Here is a 17515-nt window from a genome sequence, read left to right as displayed (position 1 = left end):
CAACACGCTTTCAGAATGACACTCACAGGCCGAGGCGGTACAACAAGCGTGTTTCCCAACACGCTTTCAGAATGACACTCACAGGCCGAGGCGGTACAACAAGCGTGTTTCCCAACACGCTCTCAAGAATGACAGATTGTTGCGCTGCATGACCTCGGACGGCCCGGGACCACTAGGCCGGGGGGCTGCTCGTGAGGCGCTGATGCAGGGCGGCGAGCGCGGCGCGGTTGCTGGGCCAGTGGAGGCGAGCGGCGGCGCTGGCGTAGTCCATCCACTCGATCGCGTCGTGCTCGGCGGAAAGGCGAAGGGCCGCGGGGGAGATGGGCGCGGCGAAGGCGTGTTCTGGGATCGTCTCCAGATGCGGCGGCCAGTGCGCCCGATCGCGAAACTCCGTCACCGGCACCCGGCCCACGACGCCGAGCGAAATCAGCTCCGTCCCCAACGGCAGACCGGCTTCCTCCCACGCCTCGCGCCCGGCGGCCTGCGCGGGCGTCTCCTCATCTTCGCCGCCGCCCGCGACGGGCTGCCACACGCCGAGATCGGCCCGGCGCAGAACCGCGTAGCGCGGTTTGCCATCCACCGTCCATGTGTAGAGCAGGACCAGCACCTGGAACGGCGCGCGCATCAGGACGCGGTGGGCGGGAGCGCATCCATCGATGCGACCGCGGCGGACGCTTCCGGCGATGTCATCACGGGTTCCACGCGAAAGTCCACCAGGTCGCGCCACGCCTCCATCCACCCATCCAGCAGCGCGCGGTCTTCGCATTCCATCACCTGGTAGCAGCGGCGCAGATCGGCCGTCACCCAGCTGGCCACGTACGTCAGCCCCGGCGGCGCCAGGCGGCCCCGCTCCGCGAACCGCTGGTAGACGGCGCGCGGATCGCCGCCGCGAAACTCCTCGATCACCAGATACAGCATCCGCGGCTCAGCGTGCGGGGACGAGGCGAGGCAGACGGCGCTGGGCGGCCTCGATGTGGTGCTGGTTGTGGTAGAGGGTGAAGAAGAGCATCTCGCGGACGGTGAGCTTGCCCAGCAGCGGGTGCGGCAGGCGAAGTTGATCCAGCTGCGCGTCGCTCCACGTCTCCACCCCCGCGCGCAGCCTCGCATTCACGCGGGCCCAGCGCGCCAGCAGCTCCGCGCGGCGCGCGGGCACCTCCGCGGGCGCGGCCTCCACTCGCGGCGGCACGTACCGGCCCGACGCGCCGCCCCCGCCCGCGAGCACCGCGCGGTACGCGTGTCGAACCTGCGCGTACGTGCGCGACGGCTGCCGCGCCCGCCCGAAGAGGAGGCCCGGCACCAGCTTCGGGTAGCCGAGCGCCTTTGCGACGGCGCTCACGCTGACGTTCAGGTGATGCAGGTGCTCCGCCGGCGTCCACGCATCGCCCACGCGGTGCACGAACCCGGCGTCGGACAGGCCGCCGAAGAACGCGGCCACCTCGCCCTCCACCTGCGCCAGCGCGTGGACCAGGCCGGGCTTTCCGGCGAGCGGATCAGCGTGCACGGCAATCTCCGGGAGGGGGAACGCGTCAGTTCCTGGCCGCGCGGACCAGGTCGGCGAGCAGGACGAGGGCCTGGATGGGCGTGAGCGCGTCGGGGTTCACCTGGCGCAGGCGCTCCACCGCGGGATGCGGCAGGCCGCCGCCGTCGAACAGGCCCAGCTGCAGCCCGGGGTCCGGCGCGTTCCCCGCCGCCGCGGCCGACTGCTCCTCCAGTTCGTGCAGCACCTGCCGCGCCCGCGCCACGACGGTCTCCGGCATCCCCGCCAGCCGCGCCACCTCCACGCCGTAGCTGCGGTCCGCCCCGCCGGGCACGAGCCGGCGGAGAAAGACGATGTCCTCGCCCACCTCGCGCACCGCGACGCTGAAATTCACTACGCCGTCCAGCGTGTCGGAAAGGCGCGTCAGCTCGTGGTAGTGCGTGGCGAAGATGGTCTTGGCGCCCACCTGGTCGTGCAGGTGCTCCGTGGTCGCGGTCGCCACGGACAGGCCGTCCCAGGTGCTCGTCCCGCGGCCGATCTCGTCCAGCAGCACCAGCGAGCGCGGCGTGGCGCCGTGCAGAATGGCCGCGGTCTCGTTCATCTCCACCATGAAGGTGGACTGCCCGCGCACCAGGTTGTCGGACGCGCCCACGCGCGTAAAGATGCGGTCCACCACGCCCACGTGCGCCGCCCGCGCGGGGACGAACGAGCCGACCTGCGCCAGAAGCGCGATCAGCCCCACCTGCCGCAGGACCGTCGACTTGCCGGCCATGTTGGGCCCGGTAAGGATCATCACCCGCGCGTCTTCGTCCAGCTTGACGTCGTTGGGGATGAACTCCTCGCGCGGCATCATCGTCTCCACCACGGGGTGGCGCCCGCCGCGGATCTCCAGCGCGAAGCCGCCGTCCACCACCGGGCGCACGAAGTCGCGGATGCACGCCACCTCCGCCAGCCCGGCCAGCACGTCCACCACGGCCACGTGGTCCGCCACCCGCTGAATGCGGGGCACCTCGCGCGCGGCCGCCTCACGCAGTTCCGCGAACAGCCGCTGCTCCAGCGAGCCGATGCGCTCCTCCGCGCCCAGGACCTTCTCCTCCCACTCCTTGAGCTCGGGCGTGTAGTAGCGCTCGGCGTTGGCCAGCGTCTGCTTGCGGTGGTAGTGGTCGGGAACGCGGTCCGCCTGCGCGCGCGTGACCTCCAGGTAGTACCCGAAGACGCGGTTGAAGCCGATCTTGAGCGTGTTGATGCCGGTGGCCTCGCGCTCGGATGCCTGCAGCCGCGCGATCCAGTCCACCGCGCCGTCGCGGATGGAGCGCAGTTCGTCGAGGTCCGCGTTGTGGCCCTGCCGGATCACGCCACCGTCGGCGAGGGAAACGGGCGCGTCCGGGTCCACCGCGCGCTCGATGGCCTCGCGCACGTCGTCCAGCGGCTCCAGCCCGTCGCGCAGGATCGCGAGCAGCGACGACTTTGCGTTCCCCAGCGCGCCGATCAGCAGCGGGAGGCGGCCCAGCGAGGTGGCGAGGGCGAGCATCTCCCGCGGCGTTGCGCGGCCGGCGCCCACCTTGATGGCCAGCCGCTCCAGGTCGCGCACCCCGCCCAGCGCGTCGCGCACGGCGCGGCGCATGGCGTCGCTGCCAAAGAACTCGTCCACCGCGTCCAGCCGCGCGGCGATGTGGTCCGGCTTGAGCAGCGGGGCCAGCAGCCAGCGGCGCAGCAGCCGGCCGCCCATGGGGGTGCACGCCTCGTCCAGCACCTTGAGCAGCGTGCCTTCCGTCCCCGCGCCGCGGAGCGTTTCCACCAGTTCCAGGTTGCGGCGCGTCATCTCGTCCAGCACCATGGCGCCGCCCGCCCGCTCCACCACGGGCGGCCGCAGCCCCGCGAAGCCGGCGGGCTGCACCTCGGCCAGGTAGCCCACCAGCGCGCCGCACGCCGCCGCCAGCCACTGGTCCCCTGTCTCGAACCCGTATCCCGCCAGGTTGGCGACGCGAAAGTGTCGGCACAGCTCCTCCGCCGCGCCGCGCGGGTCAAAGAGCCAGTCGCCGCGGTAGGTGAGCGTGGCCGTTCCGGCGCCGGGGAGCGGAAACAGCTCCCACGTGCGCGGGAGCAGGATTTCCGCGGGCTGCCAGGCGCCCAGCACGTCCGTCAGCTCCTCCCACGGCACGCGGCGCACGCTGAGCTCGCCCGTGGTAAGGTCCGCCAGGGCGAGCCCCACCTCGCTTTCCCCCGCCGCATCCCCCGCGATGGCCGCCAGGTAGTTGTTGCGGCGCGACTCCAGCAGCGCGTCGCTGAACACGGCGCCGGGCGTCACCATTTCCGTCACCGCGCGGCGCACGAGCCCCTTGGCCAGCGCGGGATCCTCGATCTGGTCGCAGATGGCCACCCGCTTGCCGAAGCCCACCAGCTTGCGGAGGTAGTTTTCCAGCGCGTGCGCGGGAATGCCGGCCAGCGGCGCCTTGCTGCCGCCGTTGTTGCGCGAGGTGAGCGTCAGGTCCAGCAGCTTGCTGCCCTCGACGGCGTCCTCGTTGAACAGCTCGTAGAAGTCGCCGACGCGAAAGAACACGAGCGCGTCCGGATGGCGCGCTTTTACCTCGCGCCACTGCAGCATCAGCGGGGTGTCTTCGGACGCCATTCCTGGGGGGTGCTGGAAGCGCGGAACCGGGCCGCGGGCGCGGCTTTGGGGTCATCGTCGGATACGGCGCGAAAAGTACCCGGAGCGAACGGAGAGGGCAACGGGACGGATTGCGCCACCGGACGTACACATTTGGCCTCGTGATGTCCGAAAGCGGAAAACCGCGAACGGCAACCGCACTCACGCGCAGGACGCAGCGGTGCGGAGGTCGCGCGGGGAGAACGGATGGGTGAGATGGCCGCGCAATGATTCCGCTTGGAGTACGGCGGGGAAACGGATGCGGAAGGGCGGACGGAGCGGATGGGCGGGGGCCGTCCTCGCGCGGCGGGCTAAGTGCTTGTTTTGACAGGGTACAGGGGCCGGTGTACATTGCCGGGTCCGTGTGGACACGGCACTGCGAATGGTGATTAAAGGCCAACGGGATTTAACGATATGGAACTTCGCGAGTTCTTCACCGAAGACGCGATCAACCTGGACCTGCAGGGCTCCGGCAAGGACGAGATCCTCAAGGAGCTGATCGGCCTTCTGGGGCTGGACGACAAGTCGCAGGGCATCCTGTTCAAGATGCTCAAGCGCCGGGAAAACCTCGGTTCCACCGGCATCGGCAAGGGGATCGCCATTCCCCACTGCCGCTCGCTGGTGGTCAACCGCCTCCGTGTCGCCTTTGGCCGCAAGCCCGAGGGCGTCGACTTCAAGGCCATCGACGACAGCACCGTTCAGTACTTCTTCCTGATCGTGGCGCCCCCCCTGGAGGTGTCCAACCAGTACCTGCCGGTGCTGGGCAAGATCGCCGGCTTTGTAAAGGAGCCGGACGTGGCGGGCCGCCTGGCGCAGGTAAAGACCCCCAAGGAGTTTCTGGCGCTGCTCGAGGAAAAGGCTGCCTGACATGCATCCCCAACTTGAAACGCTGCTGGAAATCCAGGACCTCAAGACGCAGCGCCGCGAGCTGGAGCAGGCGGAGCGCGAGGTGCAGGAATCCGTGTTCGGCCTGAGCGTGGACGACGCGGTTCGTGAGCTGGACGGCAAGATCACGGAAATGGAAGAGTCGCTTCCGCCTCAGGTGCGCAGCCGCTACCAGCGGGTGGGCGCCAAGCACCCCCGCGTGGTCGTTCCCGTGATCCGCGGGACGTGCTACGGCTGCTTCGTGCAGGTGCCCACGGCGCTGGCCAGCGACGCCGACCGCAACGAGGAAGTCCGCACCTGCCAGAACTGCGGCCGCTTTCTGTACCTGATCGACTGATCCGCTTCGCCGGACAGCCGGACGCAACGAGGCCCCTCCACCCGGAGGGGCCTCGTCGTTTTCCGGATCCGGCTTCCCTCCGTCCGCCCCGCTCCGGCTGCCCCCACTCGCCGCGCCGAACGGTCCGGCGCGCGTCAGACCGGGGTGTGCTCCCTCTCCCGCATCCGTTCGCGGGAAGAGGGTCGTGGTGCGCAGCACGCGGGGTGAGCGCCCCAGCCGGCCGCGCGCACCGATCCCATCATCCCCCGCCGAACCATCCCGATCGCGCTACCTCCCCATCATCCCCCAACGAAAAGCCGGCCCGACTCTGCAGTCAGACCGGCTCTCAGTCGCCGCGGCGGCCAAAGGGCCAGAAGCGGGACCTGCGCCTGGGCGGGGCGGTGACCATCACGCGCTGATACACGGTGCGGTTGTCCACCTGGAGCATGCACACGTACACCCCGGTGGCGACGCGGTTGCCGTTGGTGTCCCTTCCATCCCAGTACGCCTGCTTTCGCCCCGGCTCGGTGTAGCGCAGGTTGAGCACCGGCACGTTGCGGCCGCGGGGGTGCGCCACCGCGCGCGGCGTGGCGACGAGCTGACCAAACATGTTTACGATCCGCATGGAGACCACCCGGGTGCCTCCGTCTGCGAACATCTCCGGCTCCAGTACGAACGGGATATAGGTGTCCGGGTTGGCGGGATTGGGGTAGTTCTGCTCCAGGTGAAAGCCCTTGGCCTGCACCGTGGCCTGCGGGCTGCTCTGCGCCCGCGCCGGGGGAGCGGGGAACGGACCGAACAGCAGCAGCAGGAGGAGCAGAACAGGTGGTGCACGAAGCATCAGCACCTCACTGTTCACCAGATTGACGCGTGGTCTGCTCCCTCCTGATACGGTCCCACGGGGGATGGGCGAGTACGGCTGAACATACCCCGTTCGCGACACCGGGGTCAAGCGATGTCCACGCCCGGCGCGGCGGGCGGCGCCGGACGCGCGGCGCTTGCGTTCTCCAGGAACAGGTCCAGCGCGCGGAACGGCTTGTCGTGCGCCACCTGCGCGTCCAGAAAGGCACGCAGGAGGGCGCGGTGCGTCCCCGGCCGCCCCACCCCGCCCGCCGGCACCTCTCCCGCAAGCAGCACGCGCAGTTCCGAGCGGCTCTCCGGCTCCAGCACGCGTCCCGCGGGGCGGCAGCGGGTGCAGGCCACGCCCCCCGCCACGGCGTCGAAGCGCACGGGATCCGCGGGCTGCACCTCCGCGCCGCACACCACGCACTCGTCCAGCTGCGGCGCAAAGCCCATCAGTCCGATGAGCGTCCAGGCGCCGGCCAGCGAGGCGGCCAGCGCCTCGGCCCCGTCTGCCGCCCCGGCGATGGCGTCCCAGGCGCCGGCCAGTGCGGCGTAGAGTGCGGGCTGCGCCTCCTCCGCCCCCACGCGCAGCACCATTTCCGCCAGCAGCGAGGCGCCGGCAAAGCCCACCAGAGAGCGGCCCAGCGCCTGCCGGCTGCGCACCAGGTCAAACCCGCTCAACGTGTGCAGGTCGCGCCCGGGCTTGAGGTAGAACGCGGCCTGCCCCTCCGTGAACGGCTCCAGCACGCCGCCGTAGCGGCTGCGGGGGCGCAGCGCGCCCTTGGCCATCACGGAAAGCAGGCCGTGCTCCCACGTGTACAGGCGCAGGATCTTGCTGGTTTCGCTGTAGGGAAACGACTGCAGCACCAGCGCGCGCGTGCTCACCAGCGGCACGCCGCCCCCCGCGTCAGGCCCGCGCCGGGCGGCGGCGCAGCGCGAACCACGCGCCCGCCAGCAGCACCAGCCCCGCCAGCACCCCGGCCAGCAGCCGCGGATCAATCCCCATCCCCGGCGCGCGCCAGGTGAGCGTCACCCGGGAGTCCGGGCGCATGGACGTTCCCGTGTAGCGCAGGTAGGTGTCGCCCTCCGCGCTGAACGTGTCCGCCTTCGCCAGCCCCGCGACAGCCACGCCGGGCGCGGGCTGGCGTACGTACAGCGTCAGCGTGTCGGTGGCGTGCGTGAGGGGAAAGGCGAGCGTGCGGCTTCCCTGCGGCAGACGGTAGCGGAACAGCATGTCGCGCCCGCCGGGGGTGATGGGGACGGCGGCCACCACGCGATCGCCCACCAGCATCAGGTCCTGCGCGTCCGGCCCGGAGCCCGTCATGGGCCGCTCCGTCTGAAAGTCCGTGGCGCCGTCGGGAAGGCGCACGCCGAACACCGGCTTGCCCCCCTGCCCCACCACCGTGCGGCGCGACGGGTTTTCCACGTGCACCACCTCGGCCACGTCCCAGGCGCCGCGGGTGCCGGGAACCAGGATCACGTCGCGCCGGCCCACGGTGAGCGAGTTGACCGCAGCGGGCGCGGACGTGGTGTCGTACGCGGCGATCTCGTACGTGGCGCCGGGGTCGCTGGGGTGCAGCGCCGGGCCGAAGTAGCGCACGCCGTCCACCATGGCGGTGGCAAAGAAGACGGAGAACCTGGCGTTGGGGTCCTGCGGCGGCAGGCGAAAGGTGAACGCGCCGTCCGGGCCGGAGGCGGTGACCGCCACGCGGCCGGAGGTGTCCGACGCCACGCGGTGCAGCTCCACCGAGGCGCCGGGCACGCCGCGTCCCTCGCGCACCACGCGCCCGGTCATGGACGCGCGGGCGGGGGCGGAGGCGGCGGGCGCCTGCGCGGGCGCGGGGGCCTGCGCGGCGGCGGGAGCGGAGGCCAGCGCGGCGCAGAGCACCGCGAACAGGAGCGGCAACGGGCGGCGCGCCGTGTGGCGCACCGCCCGCTCAGGTACAGGAAGCGGAGTCACGGATTGAAACGTCCCAGGTCTTCTGGATCGAGCTTGCTGAGGTAGTCCTTGAGCTGCTCGGGGTTCAGCCCCGGCTGCGGGCCCTCGGCGGGAGCGTCTTCGCCCAGCATCACCACCTCGTCCTCGGCGGGGATGAGGGTGCTGGTGGTAAGCAGGTCTTCGGTGGTGAACAGCTGGGCCTGGGTTCGCAGCGCGATGGCGATGGAATCCGAGGGGCGCGCGTCCACGGTGAACAGCTCGTCGCCGCGCTGGATGACCAGTTCGGCGAAGTAGGTGTTCTCCTTGACCCGCGTGATCAGCACGCGGATGAGCGTGCCGCCCAGCCCGCGGATGAGCAGCGGAAACAGGTCGTGCGTGAGCGGGCGGGGAAACTTCATCCCCGCCAGCTGCATGGCGATGGCGCTGGCCTCCGCCGGCCCGATCCAGATGGGAAGGACGCGGCTGCCGCCCTCCTCCTGCAGGATCACCACGGGCGACTTGGTGTTCTGATCGAGCCCCAGGCTCTGGACGCGGACCTTGATCATGCGTGCGTGCGGGTGCGTTCGGGCCGAGGCGTGCCGCGCGACCGGCGGTGCACAGGGTACCGCAAGTTTCGCTTCCGGTTCCGCCGCGGCGGTGGAACCGTACCGGCGCGGTGCGCGGCGGGCGGAGGCGGGAACGGCGTCGCGCTGCGCGCGGGCCCCTCCCCCGGCCCCTCCCCGTGCAAACAGACGCACGGAGAGGGGAGAACGGCGGTCCGGTGCGCTTCGGAGGGCCGCGCGGTCGGAGAGGCCCCCTCTCCCGGCCCTCTCCCCCGCTGTCGCGGGCGAAAGGGAGACCTCGGTGCGAGCGCCGCGTACGGCACCGGCTTCATCGTCCGCGCCCGAGCAGCCTCACAGCAATATCGTGAGGCTTCCCGCCGTTGTTGCGGCGACTTCAGTCGCTCAGCACGGGGCCATCCGCCCGCATGCAGGTGAAGTCTCCCCGTCTGTCTGGGGAGACTTTCCGCCGTTGTTGCGGCGACTTCAGTCGCTCAGCGCGCCCATCACGCTCCCCCGGTCTGTCCGACCGGGAATCTGCGCGGCCTGACCGCGCGGGCGCATCACCCCAGCAGCGACTTGAGCGCGTCCACGCGGTCCAGGCGCTCCCAGGGGAACAGCGTCACCCCGTTCTCCCCCGCCTCGCTGGTGCGGCCGAAGTGCCCGTACGCCGCGCTCGGCTTGTAGATGGGCGAGCGCAGGTTCAGCGCCTCGATGATGGCCAGCGGGCGGAAGTCGAACACCTCGCCCAGCGCCTTTTCAATCCGCGTCTCGTCCGCCTGCCCCGTGCCGAACGTGTCCACCCGGATGCTCACCGGCTCCGCCACGCCGATGGCGTACGCCAGCTGAATCTCGCACCGGTCCGCCACGCCCGACGCCACCACGTTCTTGGCCGCCCACCGCGCCGCGTACGCCGCCGACCGGTCCACCTTGGTGGGGTCCTTGCCGCTGAAGGCGCCGCCGCCGTGCCGTCCCATGCCGCCGTACGTGTCCACGATGATCTTGCGCCCCGTGAGCCCCGCGTCGCCGTGCGGCCCGCCGATCACGAACCGCCCCGTGGGGTTCACGTGGATCGTGCAGTTCTCGGGATCGAACAGATCCTCCGGCATCACCGGGGCGATCACGTGGCGGCGGATCTCGTCCACGATCTGCTCCTGCGTGACGTCCTCGTCGTGCTGCGTGCTCACCACCACGGTGTCCACGCGCACCGGCCGGTCGCCCTCGTACTCCACCGTCACCTGGCTCTTGCCGTCCGGGCGCAGCCACATCAGGTGCCCCGACTTGCGCTGCTCCGCCAGCCGGCGCGCCACCCGGTGGGCAAGCAGGATGGGGAGCGGCATCAGCTCCTCGTTCTCGCGCGCGGCGTAGCCGAACATCATCCCCTGGTCGCCCGCGCCGCCGGTGTTGACGCCCATGGCGATGTCGGCGGACTGCTGGTCGATGGTGGTCATCACCGCGCAGGTCTTGCCGTCGATGCCGTAGCGCGCGTCGGTGTACCCGATCCCCATCAGCGTGCCGCGCACGATGGCCGGGATGTCGACGTACGTGCTGGTGCTGATCTCCCCGGCGACAACGGCCACGCCGGTGGTCACGAGCGTTTCGCACGCCACGCGGCCGGCGGGGTCCGCCTCCAGGATGGCGTCCAGCACGGCGTCGCTGATCTGGTCGGCGATCTTGTCCGGGTGTCCCTCGGTGACGGACTCCGAGGTGAAGAAGTGGCGGCGAGTCACGTGGCGCTCAAGCGGTTCAGGGCGTGCGAAAAGGGGAGACGGGCGGCGGAACGTAGAAGGTCAGTCCGCCCGCGACAACCCCAGCGAGGCGGAGAACTTGCCCAGGTCCAGCACCCGGGCCAGGCGGGCGGTGAGAACGGAAACCACCTCTTCCGGCGAGTGCGCGGCCATGGCCTCGGCCACCCCGGCCGCCGCGTCGTCGTACGTCACCGAGCGGATGACCTTCTTGATCTCCGCCAGCGCCGGCGGGCCCACGGAAAGCGACGAGGCGCGCATCCCGATGAGCAGAAAGGCGCCCAGCGGGGTCGCGGCCACCTCGCCGCACACGCTCACCTCGATCCCCGCCTCGTTGCCCGCCTTGCAGATGGCGGCCAGCAGGCGCACCACCGCCGGGTGGAACGGGTTGTAACGCGAGGCCAGGCGCGAGTTGCCGCGGTCCACCGCCAGCGTGTACTGCACCAGGTCGTTGGTGCCGATGCTGAAGAAGTCCACGTGCCGCGCCAGCTCCGGCGCCAGCATGGCCGCCGCGGGCGTTTCCACCATCGCCCCCAGCTTGTACGCGTCCGGCACGGGCTGCCCCTCCGCCCGCAGCTCCTCGATGGCCTCGTTGATCAGCGCCCGCGTGCGCGTCACCTCGCTGATCTCGTTCACCAGCGGGAGCATGATGCGCAGGTCGCCGAACGGCATGGCGCGGATGAGGGCCCGCAGCTGCGTGCGGAAGATGGCGGGCTCGTCCAGGCACACGCGGATGGCGCGCCATCCCAGGAACGGGTTCTCCTCGCGCCCGATGTGCAGGAACGCGGGGAACTTGTCGCCGCCCAGGTCAAAGGTGCGAATCACCACCGGCTGCCCGGGGAACGACTCCGTGACCCGCTTGTAGGCGCGGAACTGCTCCTCCTCGTTGGGTGCCGTCGCACGGCCCACCACCAGGAACTCCGTGCGGTACAGCCCCACCCCCTCGGCCCCGTGAATGCGCGCGTTGTCGCTTTCGCCGGGCAGGTCGATGTTGGCCCGCAGCGCCATGCGCACCCCGTCGCGCGTCACCGCGGGAAGGTGGGCGAGCAGCACCAGTTCCTGCTCCCACTCGCGGATCAGGTAGTCGCGCTGGCGGTACGCCTCGCGGTCCTCCTCCGACGCGCCCACCACCACGCGCCCCGTGCGCCCGTCCAGGATTAGCTCGTCGCCGTCGCGCACCTCTTCCGACAGGTTGCCGACGGAAACCACGCAGGGAATTTCCAGCGAGCGGGCCAGGATGGCGCTGTGCGAGGTGCGCGTGCCCAGGTCGGTGGCGATCCCCATCACCGTGCGCGGGTCCAGCTGCACCGTCACGGATGGCGTCAGCTCGCGCGCGACCAGAATGAACTTCTCCCCGTCGCCCACGCGGGCGGCGAGGTCCGGGTCCGGCATCCCCATCAGCCGGCGCAGCACGCGGGTCTGCACGTCGGCCAGGTCGGCCAGCCGGTCCAGCACCATGGGGTGCGAGCTGTGCGACAGCGCCGATTCCCACTCCAGCACCCGCCACTCGAAGGCGCGCTCGGCGGTGAGCAGGTTTTCGCGGATGGTGCGGATGGTGCCGTCGATGAGGTCCGCGTCTTCCAGCATGAGCACCTGCGGCTCAAAGATGCGCGCCTCCACCTCGCCGATGGCGGCGGCGGTGCGCACCTGCAGCGCCTTGATGCGCTCGCTGGCGTAGGCCAGCGCTTCGCGAAAACGCGCGATCTCCGCGTCCGCCTGCTCGGCGGGCACGGTGGCGCCGTGCGGCACGCGCGGCACCTCCCAGCGCAGGACGCGCGCGGGGCCGATCACGATTCCCGGCGCGGCCGGAATGCCTTCGCGAAGGGAGCTCACCGCCTCAGTCCTCGCCGAAGCGGTTCTGCACCAGCTGCGTGAGCGCGTCCACCGCCTCGCGCGCGTCGTCGCCCGAGGCGCGGATGCGCACCTCGGAACCGCACTCCGCCGCCAGCATCATCACCCCCATGATGCTCTTGCCGCTGACCTCCACGTCGTCCTTGCCGATCCACACGTCGGACGTGAAGCGGTTGGCCAGCTTGACGAACTCCGCGGCGGGACGGGCGTGCAGCCCGTACCGGTTCACGATGGTGACCTGGTTGGTGTGTTCCATCCCGTTCACGTTCACGAGTTGCTCGCCAGCACCACGCCGGCGATGAGCAGGGCCGTAAGGCCGATTCCCGCGACCATCCGCACCCGCGGGCCCAACATGACCCCCGCCACCAGGGCCACGAGCCCCAGGGCAAAGTAGTCCCATCCGTTCCGCCCGCCGGACCCCACCGCCAGCACGGCGGCAAACCCGGACAGAAAGGCGCCCACGTCCGACGCGCGCTCGCCGATGCGCTCAAAGGGCGCCTCGCGCAGCGCGCGCGCCACCTGCAGCCCCTCGCGCAGCCCCGTGCGCAGCCCCCACACGCGCAGCCACAGGTGCAGCGCGTTGTAGCTGGCCACGAAGGCGGACACGGCCAGCCACCAGGGAAGCCCCGCCAGCAGCAGCGCCACCATGAGCAGCGCCGTGGTGGGCCGCCACACCAGCCACACCAGCCGGTCGCCCAGCGAGCCCAGCGAGCCGCGCACCGCCGCCTTGAAGCGGCCGATGAGCTCCGGGGGCGCGCCGTCCGCCTCCAGCCGCGCGATGGCGCCGGCGGCCAGCGTGGCCAGGTACGGATGCGCGTTGAACAGCTCCGCGTGCCGCCCCGTGGCCTCGCGCAGCCGCGGCCCGTCCGCACCGTGCAGGTGCCGGAGCGCGGGCGCCAGCACGAACGCCATTCCCGTGCCGATCAGGGTGCGGTAGTTCCACGATCCTTGCACGGCAAAGCTGCGCAGAAGCATGGCCCGGCGCACCCCACGGGGCAGCCCGTTCACCTCAGCCACAGCACCAGCGCCCCCGCCACCGCACCCACCGCAAAAAGGGGAAGCCGCCGCCGCCCAAAGAGCCGCAGCGCCGACGCGAGGGCGCCCGCGGCGGACAGGGCCAGCGCGGGGCGCGTCCACTGCTCGCGAAAGGGGATCCACCCCAGCGTTTCCAGCAGCGTGCCCAGCAGCAGCAGCCCGGCGAGCGTGAGCAGCGTTCCCCGCGCGGCGTCCAGCGCCAGCGCGCGAAGGTGCAGCCGCTCCACCGCCGCCGGGTCCAGCGGCCCGGGCGCGGGAACGGCCAGGCGCGCGTTGGCCCGGCGCAGCGCCTCCACCGTCCTGCCCCCCACCCATCCCCACGCCATGCTGAAGACCACGCACGCCATGAGCGCCACGGGCGAGTCGGTGGACCCCGCAAAGGCGCCGGCGGCGGCCACGGCGGCGGGCCCGGCTTCGGGGTAGCGCGAGGCGCCCACGGGGAGCACGGCCAGGTGCAGCGCCTCCAGCAGCAGCCCCGTGGCGATCCCCGCCGCCGGGTTGCCGGCCACGATCCCCGCCAGCCCGGCGGCCACCAGCGGCCGCGACAGCATCAACTGCCCCAGCGAGGTGGCGTCCAGCGCCAGCAGTCCGCCCAGCAGGCTCAGCAGGGCCAGGGTGAGGGGATCGGGGATCACGGCGCGTCAGGGGGCCAGGAGCTGGTCCAGCCCCACCCGGCTGCTGCCGGGCAGGTCCCGCGCGGAAACCCTGGCCCCCGCCGCGGCGATGGCGCGCAGGTCGTCGTCGTCGCCCGGGCCCAGGTGCAGGTACGGAAGCACGCGCCGCCGCCCCTCCCCGTCGTGAATGCCGCCCAGGTTCACCTCTTCGCCCTGCAGCCCGCCCCCGTCCGCCAGCCGCCGCGCGGTGCGGACGTCGCGCACCAGCACGATGACGCGCCGGGGCCCGCCCCGCCATTCGGCCAGGTGGCCGCGGGCATCGTCCACCGTGGCGAAGGCGGCCTCCATTTCCGGGGGCACGCCCAGGCAGTACAGCTCCTGCTCCCACGGGCTGGCCGCAATGGCGTCGTCGGCGACGACGATGCGGTCGGCGTGAAGGGGGCCGCCCCACCCCACCACCACCTGCCCGTGGATCAGGCGTTCGTCAACGCGAAGCAGCACGATCGGCATGCACCGCACCTTCCCGGCACTGGCCGGTGATCGCGGACTTCCCCTTGGTGACCAGGCGGTCCACCAGTTCCGGAAGGGGAAGCTCGCGGTGAAAGACGAAGTCCAGCAGCATGGGCAGGTTCACCCCGCACACCACGGCGGTGTCGGGCCGGTCCACGGACAGGCGGCGCGCGGCAAAGGCGCACGAGCCGCTGGGCAGGTCGGTAAACACGATCCCCGGACCCTCGCCCAGCGCCTCCAGCACGCTGGCCTGCAGCCGTTCCGGGCCGCACCCCTCGTTGCTCACCGCCCGCAGCGCGTCCTCGGGCGCGCCGCTGATCTGCCGGACGGACTGCACCATTCCCTCGGCCAGCGTGGCGTGGCTCACCACCAGCCCCCGCACGGGCTCACTCATAATCTTCCTCCAGGTACTCCGACGTGCCCCCCATGCGGGCCTGAAGCCGCTGGTTGAACAGCCGGGCCGTATCAATCCCCGAATACTTGAGCAGGTGGTTCATGGCCACCACCTCGCACACCACCGTAATGTTCTTGCCCGGCACCAGCGGCACGGTCACCATGGGCACGGGCACACCCAGGATGTCCATGCTGCGCGTGTCCAGCCCCGTACGGTCGTACACCGCGTGCTCGTCCCAGATCTCCAGCTGCACCACGACCTCGATGCGCTTCTGCTGGCGGATGGCGCGAATGCCGAACATGGTGCGGATGTCGATGATGCCGACGCCGCGGATTTCCATGTGGTGGCGCTGCAGGTCGTGCCCCTTGCCGATCAGGATCTCGTTGCCGCGCCGCGTGATCATCACCAGGTCGTCGGCCACCAGGCGGTGGCCGCGCTCCACCAGGTCCAGCACCGTTTCGCTCTTGCCGATGCCGCTCTTGCCCACGAAGAGCAGCCCCACGCCGTACACGTCCGCGAGCGAGCCGTGCAGCGTGGTGCGCGGGGCGAAGCGTTCTTCCAGGAACGGCTTGATGCGCGTGTAGAAGTCGGCGGTCTTGAGCGCGGTGCGGATCACGGGAGTGCCGGTGGCGTTGGCCAGCTCCAGCAGCGGCTCCGGCGGCTCCTGCCCCTTGGTGATGAACACCACGGGGATGTTGAAGGCCAGAAAGGTGACCAGCGCGGCGCGGCGGCGGTCGTCGTCCAGCGACTCCAGAAAGGCGCACTCCGTTTCGCCCAGCACCTGCATGCGCTCGGAGGGGAAGCGCTCGGTGTACCCGGTGAGCACGAGCCCCGGGGAGCTGATGTCGGGGGTCTGCACGGAGCGGGACAGGCCGCGCTCGTCGGTCAGCAGTTCCAGCGCGAGCGATTCCCGTTTGGAGCTCAGCAGGTCGTCGACCGTCAAGAAGCGCCCTCGTGCGTGGTGTGGATGGGGTGCGGGCGACAGGATAACGCCCCGTCCGCGGCCGCACCATGCCCCGCGGGTGCCCATGCAGGAATCGGGCGGGCGCCGCGGCCGGTGGATGGGGCAGAGGATTCGGTGCGAGGCTCCGACGTCGGCCCGATGCAAGGTGGACGGCGTCCCTGTGGCACGCGTGGTTCGGCGCGGGCCCGGGCACCCCTCTCTCCCCGGCCCTCTCTCCCGCAAGCGGGAGAAAGGGAGACCTCAGCGCGAGGACGGCTTTCGGCACTGACCTCGTCGTCCCCGCGGTTGCCAGCCTCACGGCAGTATCGTGAGGCTTTCAGCCGTTGTTGCGGCGACTTCAGTCGCTCAGCCGCGGGCCCCTCCCCCCGGCCCCTCCCCGTGCAAACTGACGCGCGGAGAGGGGAGAATGGCGGTCGGGTGCAAGGCGCCGGGTCAGAGCAGCGTGAGGTCGGCGGGGGACGAAGTAGCGACGCGGCGCTGGCCATAGGGGCAGAGGTCCAGAACCGGGCACCGGTGGCACGCGGGGCTCTGGTAAAAGCAGCAGCGCTGGCCGTGCAGCATGAGCGCTTCGTGGTTGTCGTACACCTGCTGCGCGTTCCAGTCCTGCGGAAGCTGCGCCTCCAGCAGCCGGTGCGCGGGACCCACGGCCACGTTGGCGGGGATGAGCGCCAGCCGCTGCGCCACGCGATGGTGGTGACTGTCCACGGGGAGCGCGGGCATGCGCAGGCGGCTGAACAGGAGCACCGCCGCGCTGGTCTTGGGCCCGACGCCGGTGATGGACTCCAGCCACTCCCGCGCTTCCGTCACCGCGAGCGTGCCCAGGAAGTCCAGCGACAATTCTCCGCCCCGCCGCGCGGTGATCTCGTGCAGCACGGCCTGAATGCGCGGTGCTTTCTGTTCCGGCCACGTCGCGGGCGAGATCGCCTCCTCAACCTCGCCCACGGGCGCGTCGCGCACCTGCACCCACTCCGGGAACCGCGCGCGAAGCTGCCGGAACGCCTTGCCCGAATCGCTGTTCCGCGTGCGGTGGCTGAGGAGCGACGAGACCAGCTCGCTCAGCGGATCAAAGTCGTGGAAGTATGGGATCGGGCAGCCGTACGCGGCGCACAGACGGTCGTGGACCAGCAGCGCCTTGGCGTGCAGTTCAGCGGTCGGAGGTTTCATGACCCCGAACGTGAGGCAAACCTTGCGCCCCCTTTGTTCACTTCCGTTCCGCCGTGCGGGTTCGAGCCTCCGGCACCGCTGCCCGGGCGCCGCGCCGAGCAGTCCGCGTCGTCGGCGTGAACCATCCGTAGGGCCCGCTGCCCGCCGTGCGCGGCTGGCGCGAAGTCCGGAAAGCACCGCAGACGGCACCCCCCGCGGCGCCCGCGTGCGGACGGTCTACGCCTTTGCGGACCCGGCGGCAGCGGCGAGGTGCGCCTCGGTGAGCTCGGCCGCGCGGTCCCACGAGAGCGTTTGCGCAAAGGCGTGCGCGCCCGCGCCGAGCGCCTGCACGCGGGCGGGGTCGCGCGCCAGGGAGGCGAGGGCGTCCGCCAGCGCGTCGGCGTCGCCATAGGGAACGAGCAGGCCGGTGCGGTCGTGGATCACGGACTCGCGCAGCCCCGGCGAGTCCGCGGCGACGGCGGGCGTTCCGCAGGCGCCCGCCTCGATGTTGGTGATCCCCCACCCTTCCTTGGGCGAGGCGAGCACCGTCGCCCAGCTGGTGCGCAGCAGGCCGCGCTTCTGCTCCTCGCTCACGAACCCCTCGAAGCGCACG

The 17515-nt window shown here is 71.3% G+C and carries 20 protein-coding genes; 2 read left to right on the top strand and 18 right to left on the bottom strand.

The features are described from left to right. Positions 1 to 172: 172 nt before the first annotated feature. The 4 genes from VF665_RS25305 to mutS are packed head-to-tail and all read right to left on the bottom strand — an operon-like array spanning position 173 to position 4106. On the bottom strand, positions 173 to 625 hold the full coding sequence (locus VF665_RS25305) for an NUDIX pyrophosphatase (protein WP_331056280.1): 453 nt from the start codon (positions 623 to 625) through the stop codon (positions 173 to 175). Further along, positions 625 to 918, bottom strand: coding sequence for a DUF3303 domain-containing protein (locus VF665_RS25300; RefSeq protein ID WP_331056279.1), 294 nt, complete (start codon positions 916 to 918; stop codon positions 625 to 627). The genes VF665_RS25305 and VF665_RS25300 overlap by 1 nt, the downstream gene beginning before the upstream one ends. 7 nt (positions 919 to 925) lie before the next feature. Continuing rightward, positions 926 to 1501: a DinB family protein gene (locus VF665_RS25295; RefSeq protein WP_331056278.1), complete on the bottom strand. Its 576-nt coding sequence runs from the start codon at positions 1499 to 1501 to the stop codon at positions 926 to 928. 25 nt (positions 1502 to 1526) lie between these two features. Next, positions 1527 to 4106 (bottom strand): DNA mismatch repair protein MutS, encoded by a 2580-nt coding sequence (mutS, locus tag VF665_RS25290; RefSeq protein WP_331056277.1) that lies wholly within the window; start codon positions 4104 to 4106, stop codon positions 1527 to 1529. 432 nt (positions 4107 to 4538) lie between these two features. Here mutS and VF665_RS25285 point away from each other — a divergent pair, with 432 nt between their 5' ends. Together VF665_RS25285 and VF665_RS25280 are read left to right on the top strand one after the other, a co-directional pair. Then, positions 4539 to 4991: a PTS sugar transporter subunit IIA gene (locus VF665_RS25285; RefSeq protein WP_331056276.1), complete on the top strand. Its 453-nt coding sequence runs from the start codon at positions 4539 to 4541 to the stop codon at positions 4989 to 4991. Between the two features lies 1 nt (position 4992). Next, positions 4993 to 5346 carry a C4-type zinc ribbon domain-containing protein gene (locus VF665_RS25280; RefSeq protein WP_331056275.1) on the top strand — a complete coding sequence of 118 codons (354 nt, stop codon included), beginning with the start codon at positions 4993 to 4995 and terminating at the stop codon, positions 5344 to 5346. A gap of 325 nt (positions 5347 to 5671) precedes the next feature. Here the strand turns inward: VF665_RS25280 and VF665_RS25275 are convergent, their stop codons facing one another. The 14 genes from VF665_RS25275 to VF665_RS25210 form a co-directional block, all read right to left on the bottom strand. Further along, positions 5672 to 6172, bottom strand: a complete 501-nt coding sequence (locus VF665_RS25275; protein ID WP_331056274.1) for a hypothetical protein — start codon at positions 6170 to 6172, stop codon at positions 5672 to 5674. Positions 6173 to 6273: 101 nt separating this feature from the next. Continuing rightward, positions 6274 to 7062: a DNA repair protein RecO gene (gene recO, locus VF665_RS25270; RefSeq protein ID WP_331056273.1), complete on the bottom strand. Its 789-nt coding sequence runs from the start codon at positions 7060 to 7062 to the stop codon at positions 6274 to 6276. A 13-nt stretch (positions 7063 to 7075) separates the two neighbouring features. Further along, positions 7076 to 8128: a hypothetical protein gene (locus VF665_RS25265; RefSeq protein WP_331056272.1), complete on the bottom strand. Its 1053-nt coding sequence runs from the start codon at positions 8126 to 8128 to the stop codon at positions 7076 to 7078. Continuing rightward, positions 8125 to 8652, bottom strand: a complete 528-nt coding sequence (locus VF665_RS25260) for a bifunctional nuclease family protein (protein WP_331056271.1) — start codon at positions 8650 to 8652, stop codon at positions 8125 to 8127. The genes VF665_RS25265 and VF665_RS25260 overlap by 4 nt, the downstream gene beginning before the upstream one ends. A 557-nt stretch (positions 8653 to 9209) precedes the next feature. After that, positions 9210 to 10376, bottom strand: coding sequence for a methionine adenosyltransferase (gene metK / locus VF665_RS25255; protein WP_331056270.1), 1167 nt, complete (start codon positions 10374 to 10376; stop codon positions 9210 to 9212). A 60-nt stretch (positions 10377 to 10436) separates the two neighbouring features. After that, the gene (ptsP, locus tag VF665_RS25250; protein ID WP_331056269.1) at positions 10437 to 12224 is read right to left on the bottom strand and encodes a phosphoenolpyruvate--protein phosphotransferase; all 1788 of its coding nucleotides are present in this window, start codon (positions 12222 to 12224) and stop codon (positions 10437 to 10439) included. A gap of 4 nt (positions 12225 to 12228) precedes the next feature. Further along, positions 12229 to 12498: an HPr family phosphocarrier protein gene (locus VF665_RS25245; RefSeq protein WP_331056268.1), complete on the bottom strand. Its 270-nt coding sequence runs from the start codon at positions 12496 to 12498 to the stop codon at positions 12229 to 12231. Positions 12499 to 12509: 11 nt separating this feature from the next. Further along, positions 12510 to 13250, bottom strand: a complete 741-nt coding sequence (locus tag VF665_RS25240) for a PTS system mannose/fructose/sorbose family transporter subunit IID (RefSeq protein ID WP_331056267.1) — start codon at positions 13248 to 13250, stop codon at positions 12510 to 12512. Then, positions 13247 to 13912, bottom strand: coding sequence for a PTS sugar transporter subunit IIC (locus VF665_RS25235; RefSeq protein ID WP_331056266.1), 666 nt, complete (start codon positions 13910 to 13912; stop codon positions 13247 to 13249). Before VF665_RS25235 ends, VF665_RS25240 begins: the two co-directional genes overlap by 4 nt. A gap of 6 nt (positions 13913 to 13918) precedes the next feature. Further along, positions 13919 to 14401: a PTS sugar transporter subunit IIB gene (locus VF665_RS25230; RefSeq protein WP_331056265.1), complete on the bottom strand. Its 483-nt coding sequence runs from the start codon at positions 14399 to 14401 to the stop codon at positions 13919 to 13921. Further along, entirely contained in the window at positions 14376 to 14795 is a 420-nt protein-coding gene (locus VF665_RS25225; RefSeq protein WP_331056264.1) for a hypothetical protein, read from the bottom strand. Before VF665_RS25225 ends, VF665_RS25230 begins: the two co-directional genes overlap by 26 nt. After that, positions 14788 to 15738 carry an HPr(Ser) kinase/phosphatase gene (hprK, locus tag VF665_RS25220; protein ID WP_331056263.1) on the bottom strand — a complete coding sequence of 317 codons (951 nt, stop codon included), beginning with the start codon at positions 15736 to 15738 and terminating at the stop codon, positions 14788 to 14790. The genes VF665_RS25225 and hprK overlap by 8 nt, the downstream gene beginning before the upstream one ends. 453 nt (positions 15739 to 16191) lie before the next feature. Then, positions 16192 to 16923: a hypothetical protein gene (locus VF665_RS25215; protein WP_331056262.1), complete on the bottom strand. Its 732-nt coding sequence runs from the start codon at positions 16921 to 16923 to the stop codon at positions 16192 to 16194. 216 nt (positions 16924 to 17139) lie between these two features. Then, positions 17140 to 17515 (bottom strand): glycosyltransferase (locus VF665_RS25210; RefSeq protein ID WP_331056261.1); only part of this gene is annotated, 376 nt, incomplete at its 5' end.

Origin of the sequence: Longimicrobium sp. (genome assembly GCF_036387355.1) — a bacterium.
Classification (GTDB): Bacteria; Gemmatimonadota; Gemmatimonadetes; order Longimicrobiales; family Longimicrobiaceae; genus Longimicrobium.
This window is presented reverse-complemented; position numbering and strand designations above follow the sequence as displayed.

Excerpts from the sequence above, each read along its gene's own strand:
- VF665_RS25285 (WP_331056276.1), top strand. The coding sequence starts at position 4,539 with ATGGAACTTCGCGAGTTCTTCACCGAAGACGCGATCAACCTGGACCTG.
- VF665_RS25230 (WP_331056265.1), bottom strand. The coding sequence starts at position 14,401 with ATGCCGATCGTGCTGCTTCGCGTTGACGAACGCCTGATCCACGGGCAG.
- VF665_RS25225 (WP_331056264.1), bottom strand. The coding sequence starts at position 14,795 with ATGAGTGAGCCCGTGCGGGGGCTGGTGGTGAGCCACGCCACGCTGGCC.
- VF665_RS25305 (WP_331056280.1), bottom strand. The coding sequence starts at position 625 with ATGCGCGCGCCGTTCCAGGTGCTGGTCCTGCTCTACACATGGACGGTG.
- mutS (WP_331056277.1), bottom strand. The coding sequence starts at position 4,106 with ATGGCGTCCGAAGACACCCCGCTGATGCTGCAGTGGCGCGAGGTAAAA.
- VF665_RS25280 (WP_331056275.1), top strand. The coding sequence starts at position 4,993 with ATGCATCCCCAACTTGAAACGCTGCTGGAAATCCAGGACCTCAAGACG.
- VF665_RS25260 (WP_331056271.1), bottom strand. The coding sequence starts at position 8,652 with ATGATCAAGGTCCGCGTCCAGAGCCTGGGGCTCGATCAGAACACCAAG.
- VF665_RS25300 (WP_331056279.1), bottom strand. The coding sequence starts at position 918 with ATGCTGTATCTGGTGATCGAGGAGTTTCGCGGCGGCGATCCGCGCGCC.
- VF665_RS25245 (WP_331056268.1), bottom strand. The coding sequence starts at position 12,498 with ATGGAACACACCAACCAGGTCACCATCGTGAACCGGTACGGGCTGCAC.
- VF665_RS25215 (WP_331056262.1), bottom strand. The coding sequence starts at position 16,923 with ATGAAACCTCCGACCGCTGAACTGCACGCCAAGGCGCTGCTGGTCCAC.